Genomic DNA, 18,560 nt, shown 5'->3' with positions numbered 1-18,560 from the left:
ACTGGATTATGGCAGTTGCTCGCCCTCTTCCTGCGTGGCCGCTGGCACGGCTCGACGTTCAATGATCATCGTCTGCGGTGTGGACAGCACAATGCCCTCTTTGCGCAGGCGCGTCAGAATATCGAACAGCAGGTCACTCTTAGCGCTGGAGATCTGACGCTGGCCCGCCACGTTGCCGGTGACGCTCAACACGATGCCCGCAGAGGTCAAATCCTTGAATGAGACGGATGGCTCAGGCGTTTCCAGAATGCGCTCGTTCTCCTGGTAAACCTCCAGCAGAATCTCACGCACGCGCACCGGATCAATATCCAGCGGGAAGGTCAACATAATGGTCACAACACCCTGTGCATTGCCCATAGTGGCGTTACGCACGTTCTGTGAGATGAACTGTGAGTTCGGCACAATCACCGTGGATTTATCACTCAGCTGAATCTCGGTGGCACGCACATTGATACGGCGAATATCCCCTTCAATGCCGCTAATACTCACCAGATCGCCCACTTTTACCGGGCGCTCGGTTAACAGAATCAAACCGGAGATAAAGTTCTTCACGATCTCTTGTAAGCCGAAACCGATACCGACCGACAAGGCACTGACGATCCACGCCAGTTTGTTCCACTGCAGGCCCATGATCGACAGCGTCAGCAGAATGATCAGCACATAGCCGATATTGCTGAACAGCGTCACCAGCGACACGCGCATGCCCACGTCCATGGTGGTTTTGGGCAGGAAATCTTTATCCAGCCAGCGACGCACCGAACGTAGCACGTAGATGCCCACCACCAGACACAGAATGGCATTCACCATATGCGCCGGCACGATGTTCAACGACTCCAGCCCTTTGCCGCCCCAGAACTCAATCACTTTCTGAATCAGCTCGATCGGCGTTGAAGAGGCGAAGGTGCCGTTTAGCAGCGCCAGCACCACAATACCGATCAGTGCGGTTTTACCAACTGCGCCCAGCAGCGTAGCCGCCTGCTGCAGATAACGCTCATCAATGTTTAATGAGGTCTGCAGACGTTTGCCGGTGGCATTGTTGGTGGAGAATAGGCTTTCACAGCCGTCATTGATCAAATGGCTGAGGAAGTAGAACGAGCCAAACAGAATGCCGCACCAAATCACCTCATAACCGAGGAAGCGGGCCAGCGTGACATAACCGATGATCAGTGAAATCAATATCGCGAGCGCGGTGAGCGTCAGCGCCAGCTGAACCAGTCCAACAATGGTCGGGCGCGCTTCTGGCGCATTGCCCTCTTGCACCATACGGCGGCGTACGCGGTTGGTACGCATGCTTATCGCCATACCGGTGGTGCCAATCAGCAGCGCCGTCAGACCGTTCGCGAAAATAGTGGTGTTCAGGCTGGTGCCAACGCTGTAGTTAAAGGCTTCCGCTGTCTGGAAAATAAACACCAATCCAGCCGTAATCGGCGGGAACGGCTTCAGCGCCTGTGCGACTTCATTGGAGATGCCGGGCAATCGCCAGCTCGGACGACGCGTGGACAGGAAGGCTCGCCCTAATCCGGCGATCAAACCGCAATAGACACTGAGTTGTACCAGACGCTCAACAAAATCCTGCACGTCAGTCGAGACTTCATCACGGCGGGTAAACGCCAGCGCGATAAAGTTGAAGGTCAGCACCACGGCCGCCAGGGTGGTCAAGGCAATTGCCGCGGCCAGGAAGCTGCGACGCAAGCGCCCCTCTGGCAGTTTATTGATGCTCACCCAGGCCAAAAACTCTTCGCAGTAGCGACGGCCCAGGGTCATCACCAGCATTGCCGCAATCAACCAACCCATGGTGCCGAAACGCCAACCGGGTTCCCAGGAGAGCGCAGCGGTGTTCTGCAGTTCAGCGATAAAGTCGCTGATCTTCTCACCGTCCAGATCCTGACGGCTGACCATTGGCGCCCAAAAACGCGGCCCCAAAATGCTGCCTGAGTTGAGCGCCAGCTGGCTTTTCAACTGATCACGGCGCAGGTTGACGATCTGTGAGGAGAGCACCAGCGCGCCATTTTTAATGCCGTCGGCCTGCTTGATTTGGTCATCCAGCTTGCTTTTCTGGCTCTCCAGCGAAGCGCGTTTACGCGTCACTTCCGGCGTCTCTTTCACACCGCTGTCCGGCTTCGGTGCCGGACCGAGCACCGCTAACTGTGCATCCAGCTGCTGCCCCTGCTGGATCAGCGACTGGCTGAGGGTTTCTGCATTACCCGAAAGCTCCAGCGCCATCTCATTGAGCTGGTTGAGCTGGCTCTCATTGGTATCGCTTGACACCTGGCCTTTAATCTTGTCGAGGATTTTCTGCATTTTCGGCAGCTCAACCGCAGGATTGACCTTGGGTGCGGCGTCCTCTTGCTGAGCTGCGGCGGCAGTATTGTCATCCGCGTAGCTCAGTGCCGGGCTTAACAGCACCAGCAGCAGTATAAATGGGGTAAATAGCGAACGAAGCTTGTACATATGAGTAAGATTCCAGCGCAATGACAGCCGATAAATGCCAGTTAACTTTAGATGGCGGCCAGTGTAGAGCGTAGCCGAAGCGGAAACTATAGGAATGAAGCGCGAAAACATTGGTGCTGACGATTAGGGATTTTTTTGGTCATTCGGGAGGACTTATCCCGCCAATCGGAAGCACTCACAGACGCACAATCCATTGTGCATCTGTGAAGGGAAACAGACGTCGTGATTACTCGTTGCTGGCCGTTTGCGACGATTTCTGCTTCTTGTAGGCCAGCGCCGCTGCCGGAACCGGCGCCGCTTTGCCGGTTTCCAGCCAGTCGCGCAGACGGTTGGCATCGGCAAAGTGGGTGTACTTGCCAAACGCATCCAGCACCACCAGCGCCACCGGACGGTTATTGATCACCGTGCGCATCACCAGGCAGTGGCCGGCTTCATCGGTATAACCGGTTTTAGTCAATGCGATACGCCAGTCGTTTTTGTACACCAGGTGATTGGTATTACGGAACGGCAGCGCATAGTTCGGATGCTTAAACACCGCCGTATCTTCTTTGGTGGTGCTCAGTTCACCAATCAACGGATATTGACGCGTGGCTTTTGCCAGCTTGATCAAGTCTTCCGCATTGGAGACGTTGTGAATCGACAAACCTGTCGGTTCAACATAGTGGGTATGCGTCATGCCCAGCGCACGCGCTTTGGCATTCATCGCGCGGATAAAGGCGTCATAGCCACCTGGATAGTGATGCGCCAGGCTGGCGGCAGCACGGTTTTCCGATGACATCAGCGCCAGCAGCAGCATATTGCGGCGGCTGATTTCACTGTTCAATTTGACGCGCGAGAACACACCGCGCATCTCTGGCGTGTGGCTGATATCCACCGACAGCATCTCGTCCATCGGCAGTTTCGCATCCAGCACCACCATTGCAGTCATCAGCTTGGTGAGTGACGCGATAGGCCGCACACGATCCGGATGGCTGGAGAACAGCACTTTATTGGTTTCAAGATCGACAATCATGGCACTGCCGGAGGCGATTTGCGGTTGGGCAATCGGCGCCAGATTAGACAGCGCAGCAGGCGCGGCCAGTGCCGGAGTGACAGCTGCCGGTGCGGCGACAAACAGCGCCAGCGACAGCAAGGAAATACGCATTTTTACAGACATCGTGTCAAAAAAATCCGGTAAGGAGTTTTGCGCCGTGTTTAAGACACAGGCCGCGCGCATCAAACCAGACGGGATGCGGGCTGGCAGCAGCATAATACGCGCTTATCTGCGAAATTTCTTAGGTAGATTGTTTCTGAGCGTTAAAAAACGGGAGACCTAATGGCCTCCCGTTCACGGTATCATTGCAGGTTAGAACAATCGTGGTCCGTAACCCCACAACACCACGGTCAGTGCCAGCAGCACTTCAAACACCAGCACACCAATCGCCAGTGTCGATCCTGAGAAGCGCATGCTCTCTTCACGATCAATATTGAGGAACACCGGAATGCCGACGTACAGCAGATAACCGGTATAGAGTAACGCCACTGCGCCGATCAACACGCACAGCCACACCAGCGGATAAAGTGCCACCAGCCCACTAATAAATAACGGGGTAGCGACATAGCCAGCAAACACGGTACAGCGCTGAATGCTGGGACGCTGCGGATAATCGCGCGCCATCCAATGAATGACGCGGCCCATCACCGCCACGCCGCCTAAGATAATCAGATAGAAAAGAATGCCGAGACCGATACCGGTCAGCAGGTTGAGTTGCACGAACTGCCCTTCGCCCAGATTCCAGCCCAGTTGTGTGGTACCGATAAAGGCACAGATCACCGGGATCGCTGCCATCATCAAAACATGGTGGGTGTAGTGGTGCGAAACGCTCTCGTTTTCTTGCTTGATATCGCGCATTTCCTGGTTAGGATGCGCCAGAAGACCCCAGACATGATTCATAAAATCACTCCTCTGATGCGACGGGCTGCCACTTCAGCGATCAGGCTGTCTCACTCAGGCAGCTTCCCTTCAAGTATAATCGGCGCGGCTGTTTTTGCGGACAGCGGCACAAAAAAAGCCGCTGGCGTATAAACTGTTACCTGAATCACTCGCGACAGGGAGGAAAATTTGCATCTCGATATCAATGGATTAATTACGCAGTACGGCTATCTGGCGTTGCTGATTGGCTGTATCGCGGAAGGGGAAACTTTTACCCTGCTGGGCGGCGTGGCGGCGCATGAAGGTCTGCTGCACTTCACCGGCGTGGTGCTGGCCGCGATGGTGGGAGGAATTATCGGCGATCAGCTGCTGTTCTGGCTGGGCCGTCGCTACGGTACGCGCATTCTGCGCCGTTTCCGTAAACATGAAGATACCATTCGTAAAGCCAATCGCCTGATTCAGAAGCGCCCGAGTCTGTTTGTGATTGGCGTGCGCTTTATGTATGGCTTCCGCATTATTGGCCCGATCATCATCGGTACCAGCCGGTTAAAACCGCTGCGCTTCTTTGTGCTCAACGTGATAGGCGCCGCGCTCTGGTCGCTGATCTTTGTCACCCTGGGTTACTTCGCCGGGGAGATCATTACTCCGTGGCTGCATAAACTCGACCAGCATCTTAAACATTTGCTGTGGCTGGTGGCGGCGATTGTGTTCGGCATCGCGCTGCGTTACGTGATTCGCCGCTGGAACCGCCGCCGGGCGGATTAGTGGTGATAACCTTTAAACTGCGGGTTGGCCAGCATAAAGCCACCGTCAACAATAAACGATTGTCCGGTGGTATAGGTCGCCCATTCCGAACACAACCACGCGACTAAACTTGCCACTTCACGCGTATTGCCGGGCCGTCCAATCGGAATTTCCGGCATACGTGTGCTGTGCGCCTGATCGTCAGTCAGATGGTTCATTGCAGTGGCAATCGCGCCCGGTGCAACCGCATTCACCAGAATGTGATGGGGCAACAAACTCAACGCCATCGATTTGGTCAGACCGCCGAGCGCATGTTTCGCCGCGGTGTAAGCGGTGGCATCCGGCAACGGAGTGTGTTCATGCACTGAAGTGATGTTAATGATGCGCCCGCCATCGCCCTGATCGACCATATGGCGGGCGGCGATCTGTCCGCAGATAAATGAACCATCCACATCGACGCTGAACGTTTTCCGCCAATCTTCAAAGGTGACGTCGAGAAAATCGGCTTTCATCATCACGCCCGCATTGTTGACCAATACGTCAATGCGACCCAGTGAATTGATGAGCTGCGCCAGTTGCTTGCCCCCTTCTTGCGGGTCGGAAAGATCCAGCTGCCGCACCTGTGCGGTTTGCCCTTTGCTTTCGACCAGTCGCGCTGTTTCCTGCGCCCCCGCTTCATCTGAGCGCCAGGTGATCCCTAACGTGTAGCCCGCTTCAGCCAGCATGACGGCACAGCTGCGGCCAATGCCGGAATCGGATGCGGTAACCACGGCCACTTTCTGTTTCCCCAGTGCCATAACATTCTCCTGCGTGATGGGTGTCCTCACAGTATAGAAGTTATCGTTCTGTGCCTCGGATCAGCCGAAAAAACCCTTTCGTCTATAGTTAACAATCAGATGCAGTCAAGGAGGCAGGATGAGCAAAATTAAACGCAGAATTGATGATCACGGCGTGATTGGGGATTTACGGACCTGTGCATTGATCGCCAATGAGGGCACCATTGATTATCTCTGCTGGCCCGAGTTAGACAGCCCATCCGTGTTTGCTGCGTTGCTGGATGGCGATGATGCCGGTCTGTTCTCACTGGCACCCGACTGGAAAAATGCGCGCCAGCAGCAGCTCTATCTGCCGGACACCAATATTTTACAGACGCGCTGGTTGGGCGATGCGGGCGTGGCGGAGATCACCGATTACATGCCGATCTGCGACCAGCCCAATAAAGTGCCGCGATTGGTACGTCGGGTCAAAATGGTGCGCGGCTCGGCCACCTTCAATTTGCTGTGCGCCCCGCGCCATGATTATGCCCGTGCTGAAACCCATACCGAACTGCGCCCCGGTGGCGTGGCCTTTCTTGCTGAAGGCCAGCCCGCGTTACGGCTGAGTGGTACGGTGGTGATGACGCGTGAAAACCACAGTGCAGTTGCCGAATTTACCCTCAAAGCCGGGGAATCTGCTGAGTTTGTATTTGGCAGTGATGACGATCCCTTCGTGGCGGAGATTGCCACTGAACAGTGCTTCAGCGACACACTGGCCTACTGGCGGCGCTGGAGCAGCCACAGTACGTATCGCGGACGCTGGCAGGAGATGGTGACGCGATCCGCACTGGCACTCAAACTACTTACCTCGAAACAGCACGGTTCGATTGCGGCTGCAGCGACCTTTGGTTTGCCGGAAGAGTTAGGCGGCGAGCGCAACTGGGATTATCGCGCCTCGTGGATTCGGGATGCCTCCTTCAGCATGTATGCGCTGATGCGGCTGGGTTATGTGGAAGAAGCGCGAGACTTTACCCATTGGGTGGGGCGTTGCGTCGAGCACAGCCATGACGACACGCCGCACCTGCAGGTGATGTATCGCCTGGACAGCGGCACCGAACTGCATGAAACCGAGTTGCTCAATCTTTCCGGCTATGCCAACTCGCGCCCGGTACGCATCGGCAATGATGCGTGGCAGCAGACCCAGCTGGATATTTACGGCGAACTGATGGATGCCATTTACCTTGCCAATAAATACGGTGAAGCCATTTCACAACGTGGCTGGCGGCATGTGTCCGACATGATTGATTATGTCTGCGGCAACTGGAACCAGCCCGATGCCGGTATCTGGGAGATGCGCGGTGAGCCGGAGCACTTTCTGCATTCGCGCCTGATGTGCTGGGTGGCGTTGGATCGCGCCCTGCGTCTCGGTCTGAAGCGTTCGTTGCCAATGCCGTATGAGCGCTGGGATCGTGTGCGCAGTGAAATTCGCGACGACATCTGGCAAAACTTCTGGAACCCGGAACTGGGCCATTTCACCGCCACACGCGGCGGCAAGTTCCTGGACGCATCCATGCTGTTGATGCCGCTGGTGCGCTTTGTCAGCTCCACCGATCCTGACTGGATCGCCACCCTTGACGCGATTAAAACCCACCTGGTGAGCGACGGTTTAGTGCGCCGCTATAACATTAGCGAAACGCCTGCCGATGCCTTAACCGGGGGTGAAGGTTCCTTTGCCGCCTGTTCCTTCTGGTATGTGGAGTGTCTGGCGCGGGCCGGGCGCGTGCATGAGGCGCATTTTGAGTTTGAAAAGCTGCTGAGCTATGCCAATCCCCTGGGATTGTACGCCGAGGAATTTACTACGCATGGCGAAGCGCTGGGGAATATGCCGCAGGCGCTGTCGCATTTGGCGTTAATCAGTGCCGCTTTTTTCCTCAATCGTAAATTGAGTAATGAAGTGACGCTGTGGCAGCCTTAAGAGAATTCACATTTTGGGCGGTACGGCAACGAGATGGGTCGGGAAATGCCCACTAATTAAGTAAAGTATCATCAGCCATTGAAAATCCTGATTCCCATCACTGCGCCTATGCACATATAATGCGCACCGGGTCATTGAGACCAAGATGGATTCGACACACTGACAAGCCTGAAACACGGCTATAACGACTTGAAAAACATGAAAAAGAGCATTCGCGCGTTCGCTTCACTTGCTTTAGTACTGGCGGCGTTCAGCCAGTCGGCATTCGCAGTAGTGTATCCGCTGCCAGCGGCTAACAGCCGTTTGATCGGCGAAAACCTTGAAATCACCGTGCCTGATGACAGCCGACTTCCGCTGGAAGCCTTCGCTGCTCAGTACCAGATGGGCCTCAGCAACATGCTGGAAGCCAATCCGGGCGTTGATGTTTATCTGCCAAAAGCGGGCACCAAAATGGTGATCCCTCAGCAGTTGATCCTGCCTGACGCCCCGCGTGAAGGCATCGTGATCAACAGCGCGGAAATGCGTCTTTACTACTACCCGAAAGGCACCAAGACCGTGGTTGTGCTGCCAATCGGTATCGGCGAACTGGGCAAAGACACGCCAGTGAACTGGACTACGACGGTTCAGCGTAAAAAAGCCGGTCCAACCTGGACGCCGACCAAAGCGATGCACGCAGAATACGCATCACGTGGCGAAAGCATTCCAGCGGTATTCCCGGCAGGTCCGGATAACCCGATGGGCCTGTATGCGCTGTATATCGGCCGCCTGTACGCAGTTCACGGTACTAACGCCAACTTCGGTATCGGTTTACGCGTGAGCCACGGCTGTGTGCGTCTGCGTGCTGACGACATCAAATGGCTGTTCGACAACGTGCCGGTTGGTACTCGCGTACAGTTTATCGATCAGCCGGTGAAAGCCACCGTTGAGCCAGATGGTTCTCGCTATGTAGAAGTGCACAACCCACTCTCTACTACCGAAGAGCAGTTCAACTCACGTGAAGTGGTGCCGATTACACTGACCGCTGCTGTGACCAAAGTGATTGCCGATGGCAGCACTAACCAGGATGCAGTGAACAACGCTATCCAGGCGCGTAACGGTATGCCAGTTAAGATCAATGGCCCGCAGGGTGAAGTGATGCCTGCGCCGGTGCCGGTACAGGAATCTTCTGACGCTACGCCGAAAGAAGAGCCGATGACTCCGCAAGGTGCCAGCGGCGTTGCACCGCAGAGTGATGTGGCTCCGGCTGCTCAGCCTGCTCCAGCGACCGGCAACAGCCTGTAATCGCTGACTCGCCATGCAGTAAAAAACCAGTCCATTGCGGCTGGTTTTTTTATGGGCGCAAAAACGTATTACCCGACTCGACTGGCCACAAGATTGTGACTTATGTGGTCGTTCTGATCTGTTACCTGTGTGCCCGGTAGTCCCTTGATGCGCGCCTGGATGCCTGGGCATCATTCCCGCCGCCGTCTCAGCGCCAGCCAGCCCGCCACCAGGGTAAACACCAGCACCACAATCACCAACAGTAAGAAACCGTGCGGATTATTTGCCAGCGGAATCCCGCCCACGTTCATACCGAAAAAGCCGGCAATGATGTTAATCGGCAGCGCCAGCACGGTGATCACCGTCAGTAAAAACAGCGTGCGGTTACTCTGCTCCATCAAACTGGCGGCAATCTCTTCCTGCAACAAGCGAATGCGTTCCATCAGTCCCGCCAGGTCATTCAATGCCACGCTGAACTCTTCCGTAAAGATGCGCAATTCACTGAGCGGTTCGCGCTTAAGCCACTTTGGTGGCCGATTTAACAAACGAAATAGCGCGGCGGGTTCCGGTGCCAGCAAACGCTGCACACGCAGTAGCATACGGCGCAAATGGCCCAACTCACTGCGGTTGGTTTTAATCGCTGCACTGAGCAAACGCTCTTCAATGGCATCCACCGCCTGACTGGAGCGACGCACCACTTGCTCCAATTGCGCTTCCTGCTCACCCAGCAACCACAACAGCATCGCATCCGGCTCGGCGAACGGGAGACGATCAATTTGCTGATGCATGCGTTCAATCATTCCCACCGGGCGATAACGCGCGGTGACAATGGTGTGCGCACAGCACCAAATCCACAACGTCGCGTTCTGTGTGCTGCGCTCTTCTTTGCTGAACGTCACATCATTGAGCACCGCCAGCAGCGCATCGTTTTGATGGGCCAAACGTGTGCGCGGTGAAGCAGAATGGATCTCGTCGAAAAAATCATCATCTACACTAAAGTGGTCCTGAACCCAGCGTTCGGCACGCGCATGATTCAGGTTGATGTGTAGCCAAAGAAAATAGGATTCCGGCAAATCTTGCTGTGCAAGCTGTGCAGCTTCACGGGCATTGAGCCGCTGTGGCGCCGCTTCCGGCGTGAACAGATAGCCATGAATAAGACCGGCCACTTCATTATTGAAGTCCGGCAATGAGGCAAGCGGCAAGACAGGCTGGAGCATGGCAGCGTGATGATCCCGAAGCGGTCAGATCCACATACTGCGACAGCCGTGTTACAGCAAGATGACAGAGCGTGATCGCGATCATCATTCTGTCATACAAACCACGTATCACACTGCGGGTAACGGGTGCCATTCGAGCACCGTCAATCCACACCGGGGTGTGTTATGGCTGAAAACAGTTTACCTGCATCTACATCAACATCATCGTCCCACAACGGACGCCCGAATCTTAACCAGGGCAACGGAAAAATCTCACGCATCATCTTTCTGATCCTGCTGTGCGGCGGCCTGCTGTTCACCGCCATCAATCTGTTCAACGACGTGGAAGAGACCGGCGCGCCGGTCACCAGCTATACGCCGTTCCTGCTGCTGGGCGTGGCTTTAGTGATTGCGCTCGGCTTTGAGTTTGTTAACGGCTTCCACGATACCGCTAATGCTGTCGCCACTGTGATTTATACCCATTCGCTGTCTCCGGGTGTGGCCGTGGTGTGGTCGGGCTTCTGCAACTTCCTCGGCGTATTGCTCTCCAGCGGCGTGGTGGCGTTTGGCATTATCTCGCTGCTGCCGGTGGAGCTGATTCTGCAGGCAGGCAGCGGCAACGGCTTTGCCATGGTGTATGCGCTGTTGTTCTCGGCCATCATCTGGAACCTCGGCACCTGGTATTTCGGCCTGCCTGCGTCCTCTTCGCATACGCTAATCGGTTCGATCATCGGCGTGGGCGTGGCGAATGCCCTGCTGCATGGTCGCAGCGGCACCAGCGGTGTGGATTGGGATCAGGCGATCAAAGTGGGTTACGCCCTGCTGCTGTCACCGATTGTCGGCTTTATCTGTGCTGCGCTGCTGTTGCTGGCGATGAAAGCCTTTATCCGCAACCGTCAGCTGTATGAAGCACCAAAAGGCAATCAGCCCCCACCGGCGTGGATTCGCGGCCTGCTGATTCTGACCTGTACCGGCGTCTCTTTCGCTCACGGCTCAAACGACGGTCAGAAAGGCATGGGCCTCATCATGCTGATTCTGGTCGGCACCATGCCGATTGCCTACGCCCTGAACCGTTCGCTGCCGCCGGATCAAATCCCGCGCGTGACCGCGTTAACTCAGGTCACCGAACAGCAGTTGCTGACGCTGCAACCGGCACCAGCTGCAATGCCCGCACCGCGTGAAGTACTGACCGAATTTGTGCGTACCAGCCAGAACCGTCCACAGGTATTGCCTGCCCTTGGCATGATGCTGGGCGATATCGGCGACCAGATCCGTCTTTATGGTGCGGTGGAAAATATCCCGGCACAGGCGGTGACCAACACCCGTAACGATATGTACCTCGCCTCCGAGACCATCAAACATCTGCAATCGGCCAAAGTCGCGCTGCCGGAAGAGATTGCCAGCAATCTTACTGCGGTGAAGAAGGAGCTGGATGCCGCCACGCGCTTTATCCCGATGTGGGTGAAAGTGGTGGTGGCAATTGCCCTTGGCCTCGGCACCATGGTGGGCTGGCGCCGCATTGTGGTCACCGTCGGTGAGCGTATCGGTAAAACTCATCTGACCTACGCACAGGGTGCCAGTGCGGAGCTGGTGGCGATGGCGACCATCGGCGCAGCGGATGTTTTCGGCTTGCCGGTCTCCACTACGCACGTGCTGTCATCAGGCGTAGCGGGTTCAATGGCCGCCAACAAATCTGGTCTGCAGCTCTCAACGATTCGTAACCTCGCGCTGGCGTGGGTACTGACGCTGCCGGTCTCAGTCTTACTTTCAGGGCTGCTTTACGCTCTGTTTATTCATCTGTAACGGGGAAAAGTCATGGCGACACACGACAATAGCTTCCACAGCGAGACCTTTAATGCGCGTCTGCTGCAGGAGTTTTACGACAGCTACGACGAAGAGCTGGAAATGGAGCTGGACGATCTACGCTTCAATGATAATGGTGAGCCACAGCAGGAAGGCGATAAGGCCTTTCGCCGCCGCTACTTCCGTGAGCTGCTGCATCTGCAGGGCGAGCTGGTGAAGTTGCAGGATTGGGTGATGCGTACCGGACATCGCGTGGTGATTTTGTTTGAAGGCCGTGATGCCGCCGGGAAAGGCGGGGTGATCAAGCGTATCACCCAGCGTTTAAACCCGCGCACCTGTCGCGTCGCCGCCCTGCCCGCACCGAACGATCGTGAGAAAACACAGTGGTATTTCCAGCGCTACATCGCTCACTTGCCTGCAGCCGGTGAAATTGTGATGTTTGACCGCAGCTGGTACAACCGCGCAGGTGTTGAGCGCGTGATGGGCTTCTGTAACGAAGCCGAAGTGGAAGAGTTTTACCGCAGCGTGCCGGAATTCGAAAAAATGCTGACCCGCAGCGGCATTCAGATCATCAAATACTGGTTCTCGATTACCGATGAAGAGCAGGAGCTGCGCTTCCTGAGCCGCATCCACGATCCGCTGAAACAGTGGAAATTGAGCCCGATGGATCTCGAAAGCCGTCGCCGCTGGGAAGATTACACCGAAGCGAAAGAAGAGATGCTGGAGCGCACCCATATTCCTGAAGCGCCATGGTGGGTAGTGCAAGGTGTGGATAAGAAACGTGCGCGCCTGAACTGCATCAGCCATCTGCTGCAACAGGTGCCCTACGAAGAGAGCGAGAGCAAAACCATTATGTTACCGACGCGCGAACGTCATGAAGATTATCGCCGCGCGCCAGTGCCAGAAAACATGGTGGTACCAGAGAAATATTAATGAACAGTTTGCACGGCTGCCTGGCGGCCGTGCTGCTGTTGCAGACGCAATGTAATGGCAAATGCGCCTAGCACCATCAGGGCCGCCGCCAGATACACCGACTGCATCCCCCAATGACCAATCAGTAACCCCGCCACCGGCCCCGTCAATCCCAGCCCTAAATCGAGAAACGCCGAATACGTCCCTAACGCCGATCCCTGATCCTGTTGCTGCACGCGTTTAACGGCTTCCACACCCAGCGCCGGGAACACTAGCGAGAAACCACCGCCGGTCAGGAACGCGCCGATATCCACCAGCCAGCTGCTGTCGGCCTGCCAGATTAACAGCAGACCGGCACACTCCAGCACAAACGACACCAGCGACACTTTCAACCCGCCGAAACGGGTGATATAGCGGCCACCGGCGAGACGCACCAGCACAAAGCCCAGGCTGAACAAGGTCAGGGCAAAGGCGGCGCCGCTCCAGTCGCGGCTGGCAAAATAGAGCGTGATAAACGTCGAGATGACGCCGAAGCCGATGGTGCCGAAGCCCAGTGCCAGCCCGAACAGCCAGACGCGGCTGACCACGCGATGAAAAGGAATACGCACGCCCGCTGTGACGCTAACCGCCGCCTTACGACTCGCCATGCAGAAACCAATCACGCCCATCAACGCCACGAGTCCGGCAAACCCGCTGATGCCGAACATTTGATTGAGCAGCACTCCGAGCGGTGCGCCTATCGCCATCGCAAAGTAGGTGGCAACGCCATTCCAGGAGATCACACGCGCCGTCTGCAGCGGTCCGACAAGGTTCATCCCCCACAGTGTCGAACCCGTGCTGCTAAAACTTTCTCCCACGCCCAAAAACAGCCTACCCACCGCTAAAAGCGCCAGACTCAGCATGGGTGTTGCGGTAAACAACGCGGCGAGAAGAGAGAGCACGCCGCTCATGCCGCAGCACACCAATCCCATCATCACCACGCGTTTCGGGCCATAGCGATCGGCCAGGCGGCCCGAATGCGGACGACTGAGCAGCGTGGCGAAGTACTGCAGGCTGATGATCAGCCCGGCGATGAACGAGCTGAAACCCAGCTGGTTATGCACAAATCCCGGCAGCACCGCGAGCGGCAGCCCTACTGAGAGATAGCAGAAGAAGGTGAAGACAATAACGGAAATGATGCGTTTATTTAACTGAGCATGACTCAGTACAGCGGCGTCAGACATAAGTGATGGCATTACAAATGAATGTGAAACGCTACTATAGCGCAAACAGTGTTGAGCTTGAACCTGACTTTACGTGGAACGGTGTCATAGCTTAATTCTGAATAATGCTGGTCATGTCAACAATCAAACGTCGCCTCGGTTATTTCGTCTTACATTAATAACAGCTCTTAATTAATCTTCATTTATATATTGGCCTGAAAATTCCGAAAAGAAACCTTTTAGTAAAAAAATTAATCCATAAAATCCTCTAAAAATAGTAACAAAACCCTTTATTAATCTGTTCAGGTCGCGCGTATGCTGAGAAGAACTCCTCCAATCATTCACATTAAGACATAGATCCGCCCTTGCTTGCTTTAGCTTACAGATGGTTAAATCAAACATTAATCATTACTTTTGGTGCGTAACTAATGTAATGGCAATGCTGGCCCAGCGCACCGACTCAAGCAAATTTCAAACCTTTGTTAATTCTGTTTCTTAACGACCAGGAGAAACCATGAAGATTATCACCAGTGGAAGCGGATATCCTGAAAAAAGAAATATTATCACTAACCCTCATAACAAATATATTAATTGCCGAAAAAAGAATATCTATTTCTATTTAAATGCCGTCAAAGCAAAAATCTTACATAAAAATAAACAATTTATTTTTCTCCCGATTCCCGGCTTACTGCCACAGGATGCGGATGTCATTCACCTTTTCAATGAAGTGGCCGACACCAAAAGGAACTGGATCGCCACTTTTGAAACCGAGATCCCACGCGTGCTACCGGTGCCTGGTGTAGCGAAATACGACAATCCAGAATTAAAGTCGCAGCTGCAATTAATAGCGAAAGCGGAATGCCTGGCGTTGATTGCCATCTCGCAAGCGACCCTCGACATCCAATGCAAGCTGCTCGATGCGTTTCCCGCGATCAAAGCCGCCGTCAGACACAAGCTACACGTCCTGCATCCGCCGCAACCGCTGCTGTGCGCTGAACCGCGCCTCGTCTCGCCCGGAGAAATACGTTTCATCTTTATCGGCAATGAGTTCTATCGCAAAGGCGGCGCGGAAGTGGTACTGGCCCTCTCCCAGTTATCTGAAGAGGATGTATTTAACCGCAGCCAGATTCAGGTCACGCTGATCGGTGACATCACGCAGCGGCATAATATCGCGCATCGGCAATTTCAGGATGATGAGGCGTTTTACACACGTATTGAGCACTTAGTCAAAACCTCGCCCCATATTCAGCATTTTACCTCTCTGCCCAACAATCAGGTGTTGACCTTGCTGCAGCATTCTCACGTGGGATTGCTGCCCAGCTGGCAGGATACTTACGGCTTCTCGGTGCTGGAGATGCAAGGCAGTGGCTGTCCAGTGATCACCACCAACATCCGCGCTTTGCCAGAGATCAATCCACCCGGTGCGGGATGGCTTATCCAGCAGCCGGTCAATGACGAATATGAGTATGTGGTGGATTCTGAGGAGAGCAAACTGCAAATACGCCAGCAAATCGTGCAGCAGCTTAAGGCGCATATCATTGATATTTTGCGTAATCCGGGCGTGATCACGCAATACTCTGCGCAATCACTGAAGAGAATTGCTGAGCAGCACGATCCGGGGAAATTCAGCGAGCAACTTGCCCACTTCTATTCAGCCAGCAAGCAGATGCACTACACAACGGCGTTTAAATGAGGAAGGGTTAAACCGGTGCGGTTAACTGAAGGGCGTGGCGCTCAATTGCCGTGGCAATCTCAGCAGATACGCGCAGAGTGCGGATCTCACTGAACAGCCCATCGGCTTCGTTATAGGCTTTACGCAGATAACCGAGCCACTGTTTGATGCGGGCGACGTGATACATGCCGGTATCGCCCTGCTTCTCCAACTGCGTGTACTTCAGCAGCAGTTCGACCACATTCGGCCACGGCATCGGCGCTTCGTTGTATTTCACCACACGGCCGAGGTTCGGGATGTTGAGCGCACCGCGCCCCAGCATCACCGCGTCGCAACCGGTGATGCGCAGACAGTCTTGCGCATCCTGCCAGCTCCAGATCTCACCGTTGGCGATCACCGGAATCGACAGACGCTGGCGAATTTCACCAATCGCCTGCCAGTTGATGCTCTCAGCGCGGTAGCCATCTTCTTTGGTGCGGCCGTGCACCACCAGTTCGCTGGCCCCGGCCTGCTGCACCGCGTCGGCAATTTCAAAGCGGCGCTCTCCCGAATCCCATCCCAGACGCACTTTCACCGTGACGGGAAGATGATCGGGCACGGCTTCGCGCATCGCTTTCGCGCCGCGATAAATCAGCTCAGGATCCTTGAGTAAGGTGGCGCCGCCGCCGCTGCCGTTCACCAGTTTTGATGGACAGCCGCAGTTGAGATCGACGCCCCAGGAGCCGAGTTCTACCGCACGCGCGGCGTTTTCTGCCAGCCACTCAGGATATTGCCCGAGTAGCTGCATACGCACGCGCGTACCGGAAGCCGTTCGGCTGCTGTTGTGCAGCTCGGGACACAAACGGTAGAAGGATTTTACTGGCAGCAGCTGATCGACCACGCGTAAAAACTCAGTAACGCACAGATCATAATCATTTACCCCGGAGAGCAGTTCGCGTACCAGCGAATCCAGCACGCCCTCCATCGGCGCCAGTAATACCCTCATCGCGTTAGATGTTCCCGCTCTTTTTTGCTGCCGGACGACGACGACCGCTGTTGGCGGCTGGCGCGTTTTGAGCGGCACTGCTGCCCTGACGACGTGCAGGACGCGCTTCGCCCTGTGGACGTGCACCATTGCCACCCTGTGGACGCTGACCGTTGCCACTGTGCGGACGAGAGACGTTACCGCCCTGCCCACGTCCCTGGCCACCCTGACCACGGCCCTGGCCGCGACCCTGCTGCTGGCGACCGTTCTGGATCGGTTCCGCTTTGATGCTAGGGTCCACTTCGAAACCTTCCAGCTCAATGCGCGGAATTTCACGCTTCAGAAGGCGTTCGATATCACGCAGCAGTTTGTGTTCATCGACACACACCAGTGACAGCGCAGCGCCGGTTGCCGCAGCACGGCCGGTACGACCAATACGGTGGACGTAATCTTCCGCCACGTTTGGCAGCTCGTAGTTCACCACGTGTGGTAATTCTTCGATATCCAGACCACGCGCGGCGATATCCGTTGCCACCAGCACACGAATGCCACCGGATTTGAAGTCAGCTAACGCGCGGGTACGCGCGCCCTGGCTTTTGTTACCGTGGATTGCCGCTGCGGTGATGCCATCTTTGTTCAGCTGTTCAGCCAGATGGTTGGCGCCGTGTTTGGTACGGGTGAACACCAGCACTTGCTGCCAGTTGTCGCGACCAATCATCAGCGACAGCAGTTCCCGCTTACGCTTCTTATCAACGAAGTGTACTTGCTGTGAAACTTGCTCAGAGGCGGTGTTACGACGCGCCACTTCAACCTGCTCTGGGTTGGTCAGCAGTTTTTCCGCCAGGGTTTTGATCTCATCAGAGAAGGTGGCAGAGAACAGCAGGTTCTGACGTTTTGCCGGCAGACGCGCCAGTACACGGCGAATGTCGTGGATGAAGCCCATATCGAGCATGCGATCCGCTTCATCCAGCACCAGAATTTCAACCTGTGACAGATCAACCGCATTTTGATGTGCCAGATCCAGCAGACGGCCTGGCGTCGCCACCAGCACATCCACACCCCCGCGCAGTTTCATCATCTGCGGGTTGATGCTCACGCCACCGAAGACCACCAGTGAGCGGATATTAAGATACTGACTGTATTCACGAACGTTCTCGCCCACCTGCGCCGCCAGTTCACGGGTTGGGGTGAGGATCAACGCACGCACCGGACGACGACCGCGCGCGTTAGAGGGATTCGCAGTGAGACGCTGCAACAGTGGCAGCGTGAAACCGGCGGTTTTACCGGTACCGGTTTGGGCGCTTGCCAACAGGTCACGACCTGCCAGCACCACGGGAATAGCCTGACGCTGAATCGGCGTCGGTTCCTGGTAGCCTTGTTCCGCTACCGCACGCAAAATATCGGCACTTAAGCCGAGAGAGTCAAATGACATGCAGGTGTATTACTCCGAACCGCCCTGTTCGCCGTCAGCGATGTAGTTTTCAGGGGGTATATGACGCAAGCCTGGTGGGCTCACGTGTGAAAAGGGCACAAACTACCATGCGTAAGGGCGGGAGTTTAGCAGGTTTCCGCTGCCACCGCGACTGACAATAGTCACGGCGCTGTAACATGATGTTGGTAGTCTTCCCGTCGTGGCACGAGTTGCGCCGTTGCTCTCTGTGACCGTTATTGCGCTGCGCATAACAAAATAGGAGCCGCATGCGGCTCCTTTCGG

General features: G+C 55.4%; 14 protein-coding genes. 6 read left to right on the top strand and 8 right to left on the bottom strand.

From position 1 onward, the window contains the following. Positions 1-6: 6 nt before the first annotated feature. From JK231_RS05105 to JK231_RS05095, 3 genes are all read right to left on the bottom strand, one after another. A complete protein-coding gene (locus tag JK231_RS05105; protein ID WP_211728124.1) occupies positions 7-2,451 on the bottom strand; it encodes a DUF3772 domain-containing protein in 2,445 nt (814 codons plus the stop codon). 226 nt (positions 2,452-2,677) lie between these two features. Next, positions 2,678-3,607, bottom strand: a complete 930-nt coding sequence (gene pbpG / locus JK231_RS05100; protein WP_034821245.1) for a D-alanyl-D-alanine endopeptidase — start codon at positions 3,605-3,607, stop codon at positions 2,678-2,680. Positions 3,608-3,796: 189 nt separating this feature from the next. After that, a complete protein-coding gene (locus JK231_RS05095) occupies positions 3,797-4,384 on the bottom strand; it encodes a Yip1 family protein (RefSeq protein ID WP_211728123.1) in 588 nt (195 codons plus the stop codon). A 168-nt stretch (positions 4,385-4,552) separates the two neighbouring features. On the opposite strand from JK231_RS05095, the gene JK231_RS05090 reads away from it, so the two are divergent. Beyond that, complete coding sequence (locus tag JK231_RS05090) at positions 4,553-5,128, top strand: DedA family protein (RefSeq protein ID WP_034821056.1); 576 nt, start codon at positions 4,553-4,555, stop codon at positions 5,126-5,128. Here the strand turns inward: JK231_RS05090 and JK231_RS05085 are convergent. After that, the gene (locus JK231_RS05085; RefSeq protein ID WP_211728122.1) at positions 5,125-5,904 is read right to left on the bottom strand and encodes an SDR family oxidoreductase; all 780 of its coding nucleotides are present in this window, start codon (positions 5,902-5,904) and stop codon (positions 5,125-5,127) included. The genes JK231_RS05090 and JK231_RS05085 overlap by 4 nt on opposite strands. A 118-nt stretch (positions 5,905-6,022) precedes the next feature. Here JK231_RS05085 and JK231_RS05080 point away from each other — a divergent pair, with 118 nt between their 5' ends. Together JK231_RS05080 and JK231_RS05075 are read left to right on the top strand one after the other, a co-directional pair. Next, entirely contained in the window at positions 6,023-7,837 is a 1,815-nt protein-coding gene (locus tag JK231_RS05080; protein WP_211728121.1) for a glycoside hydrolase family 15 protein, read from the top strand. Positions 7,838-8,035: 198 nt separating this feature from the next. After that, positions 8,036-9,118: a L,D-transpeptidase family protein gene (locus tag JK231_RS05075; RefSeq protein WP_058961597.1), complete on the top strand. Its 1,083-nt coding sequence runs from the start codon at positions 8,036-8,038 to the stop codon at positions 9,116-9,118. Between the two features lie 170 nt (positions 9,119-9,288). Here JK231_RS05075 and JK231_RS05070 read toward each other — a convergent pair whose 3' ends face one another. Next, positions 9,289-10,314: a transporter gene (locus tag JK231_RS05070; RefSeq protein ID WP_211728120.1), complete on the bottom strand. Its 1,026-nt coding sequence runs from the start codon at positions 10,312-10,314 to the stop codon at positions 9,289-9,291. 165 nt (positions 10,315-10,479) lie between these two features. Between JK231_RS05070 and JK231_RS05065 the strand changes: the two genes are divergently transcribed. Together JK231_RS05065 and ppk2 are read left to right on the top strand one after the other, a co-directional pair. Next, positions 10,480-12,096: an inorganic phosphate transporter gene (locus JK231_RS05065; RefSeq protein WP_211728119.1), complete on the top strand. Its 1,617-nt coding sequence runs from the start codon at positions 10,480-10,482 to the stop codon at positions 12,094-12,096. A gap of 12 nt (positions 12,097-12,108) precedes the next feature. Continuing rightward, on the top strand, positions 12,109-13,029 hold the full coding sequence (gene ppk2, locus JK231_RS05060) for a polyphosphate kinase 2 (RefSeq protein ID WP_045833553.1): 921 nt from the start codon (positions 12,109-12,111) through the stop codon (positions 13,027-13,029). Here ppk2 and JK231_RS05055 read toward each other — a convergent pair. After that, the gene (locus JK231_RS05055; RefSeq protein ID WP_211728118.1) at positions 13,026-14,231 is read right to left on the bottom strand and encodes an MFS transporter; all 1,206 of its coding nucleotides are present in this window, start codon (positions 14,229-14,231) and stop codon (positions 13,026-13,028) included. The two genes, ppk2 and JK231_RS05055, sit on opposite strands and share 4 nt — an antisense overlap. 493 nt (positions 14,232-14,724) lie before the next feature. Here JK231_RS05055 and JK231_RS05050 point away from each other — a divergent pair, with 493 nt between their 5' ends. Continuing rightward, complete coding sequence (locus tag JK231_RS05050; RefSeq protein WP_097117372.1) at positions 14,725-15,903, top strand: glycosyltransferase family 4 protein; 1,179 nt, start codon at positions 14,725-14,727, stop codon at positions 15,901-15,903. 7 nt (positions 15,904-15,910) lie between these two features. Here JK231_RS05050 and dusC read toward each other — a convergent pair whose 3' ends face one another. Both dusC and rhlE read right to left on the bottom strand, forming a co-directional pair. After that, entirely contained in the window at positions 15,911-16,867 is a 957-nt protein-coding gene (gene dusC / locus JK231_RS05045) for a tRNA dihydrouridine(16) synthase DusC (RefSeq protein ID WP_211728117.1), read from the bottom strand. A gap of 4 nt (positions 16,868-16,871) precedes the next feature. Then, a complete protein-coding gene (gene rhlE, locus JK231_RS05040) occupies positions 16,872-18,278 on the bottom strand; it encodes an ATP-dependent RNA helicase RhlE (RefSeq protein WP_097117376.1) in 1,407 nt (468 codons plus the stop codon). Between the last annotated feature and the right edge of the window lie 282 nt (positions 18,279-18,560).

The organism is Pantoea sp. JGM49 (genome assembly GCF_018257655.1).
Classification (GTDB): Bacteria; Pseudomonadota; Gammaproteobacteria; order Enterobacterales; family Enterobacteriaceae; genus Pantoea; species Pantoea communis.
Note: the sequence above shows the minus strand (reverse complement) of the source record. Positions and strands in the feature narration are given on the sequence as shown.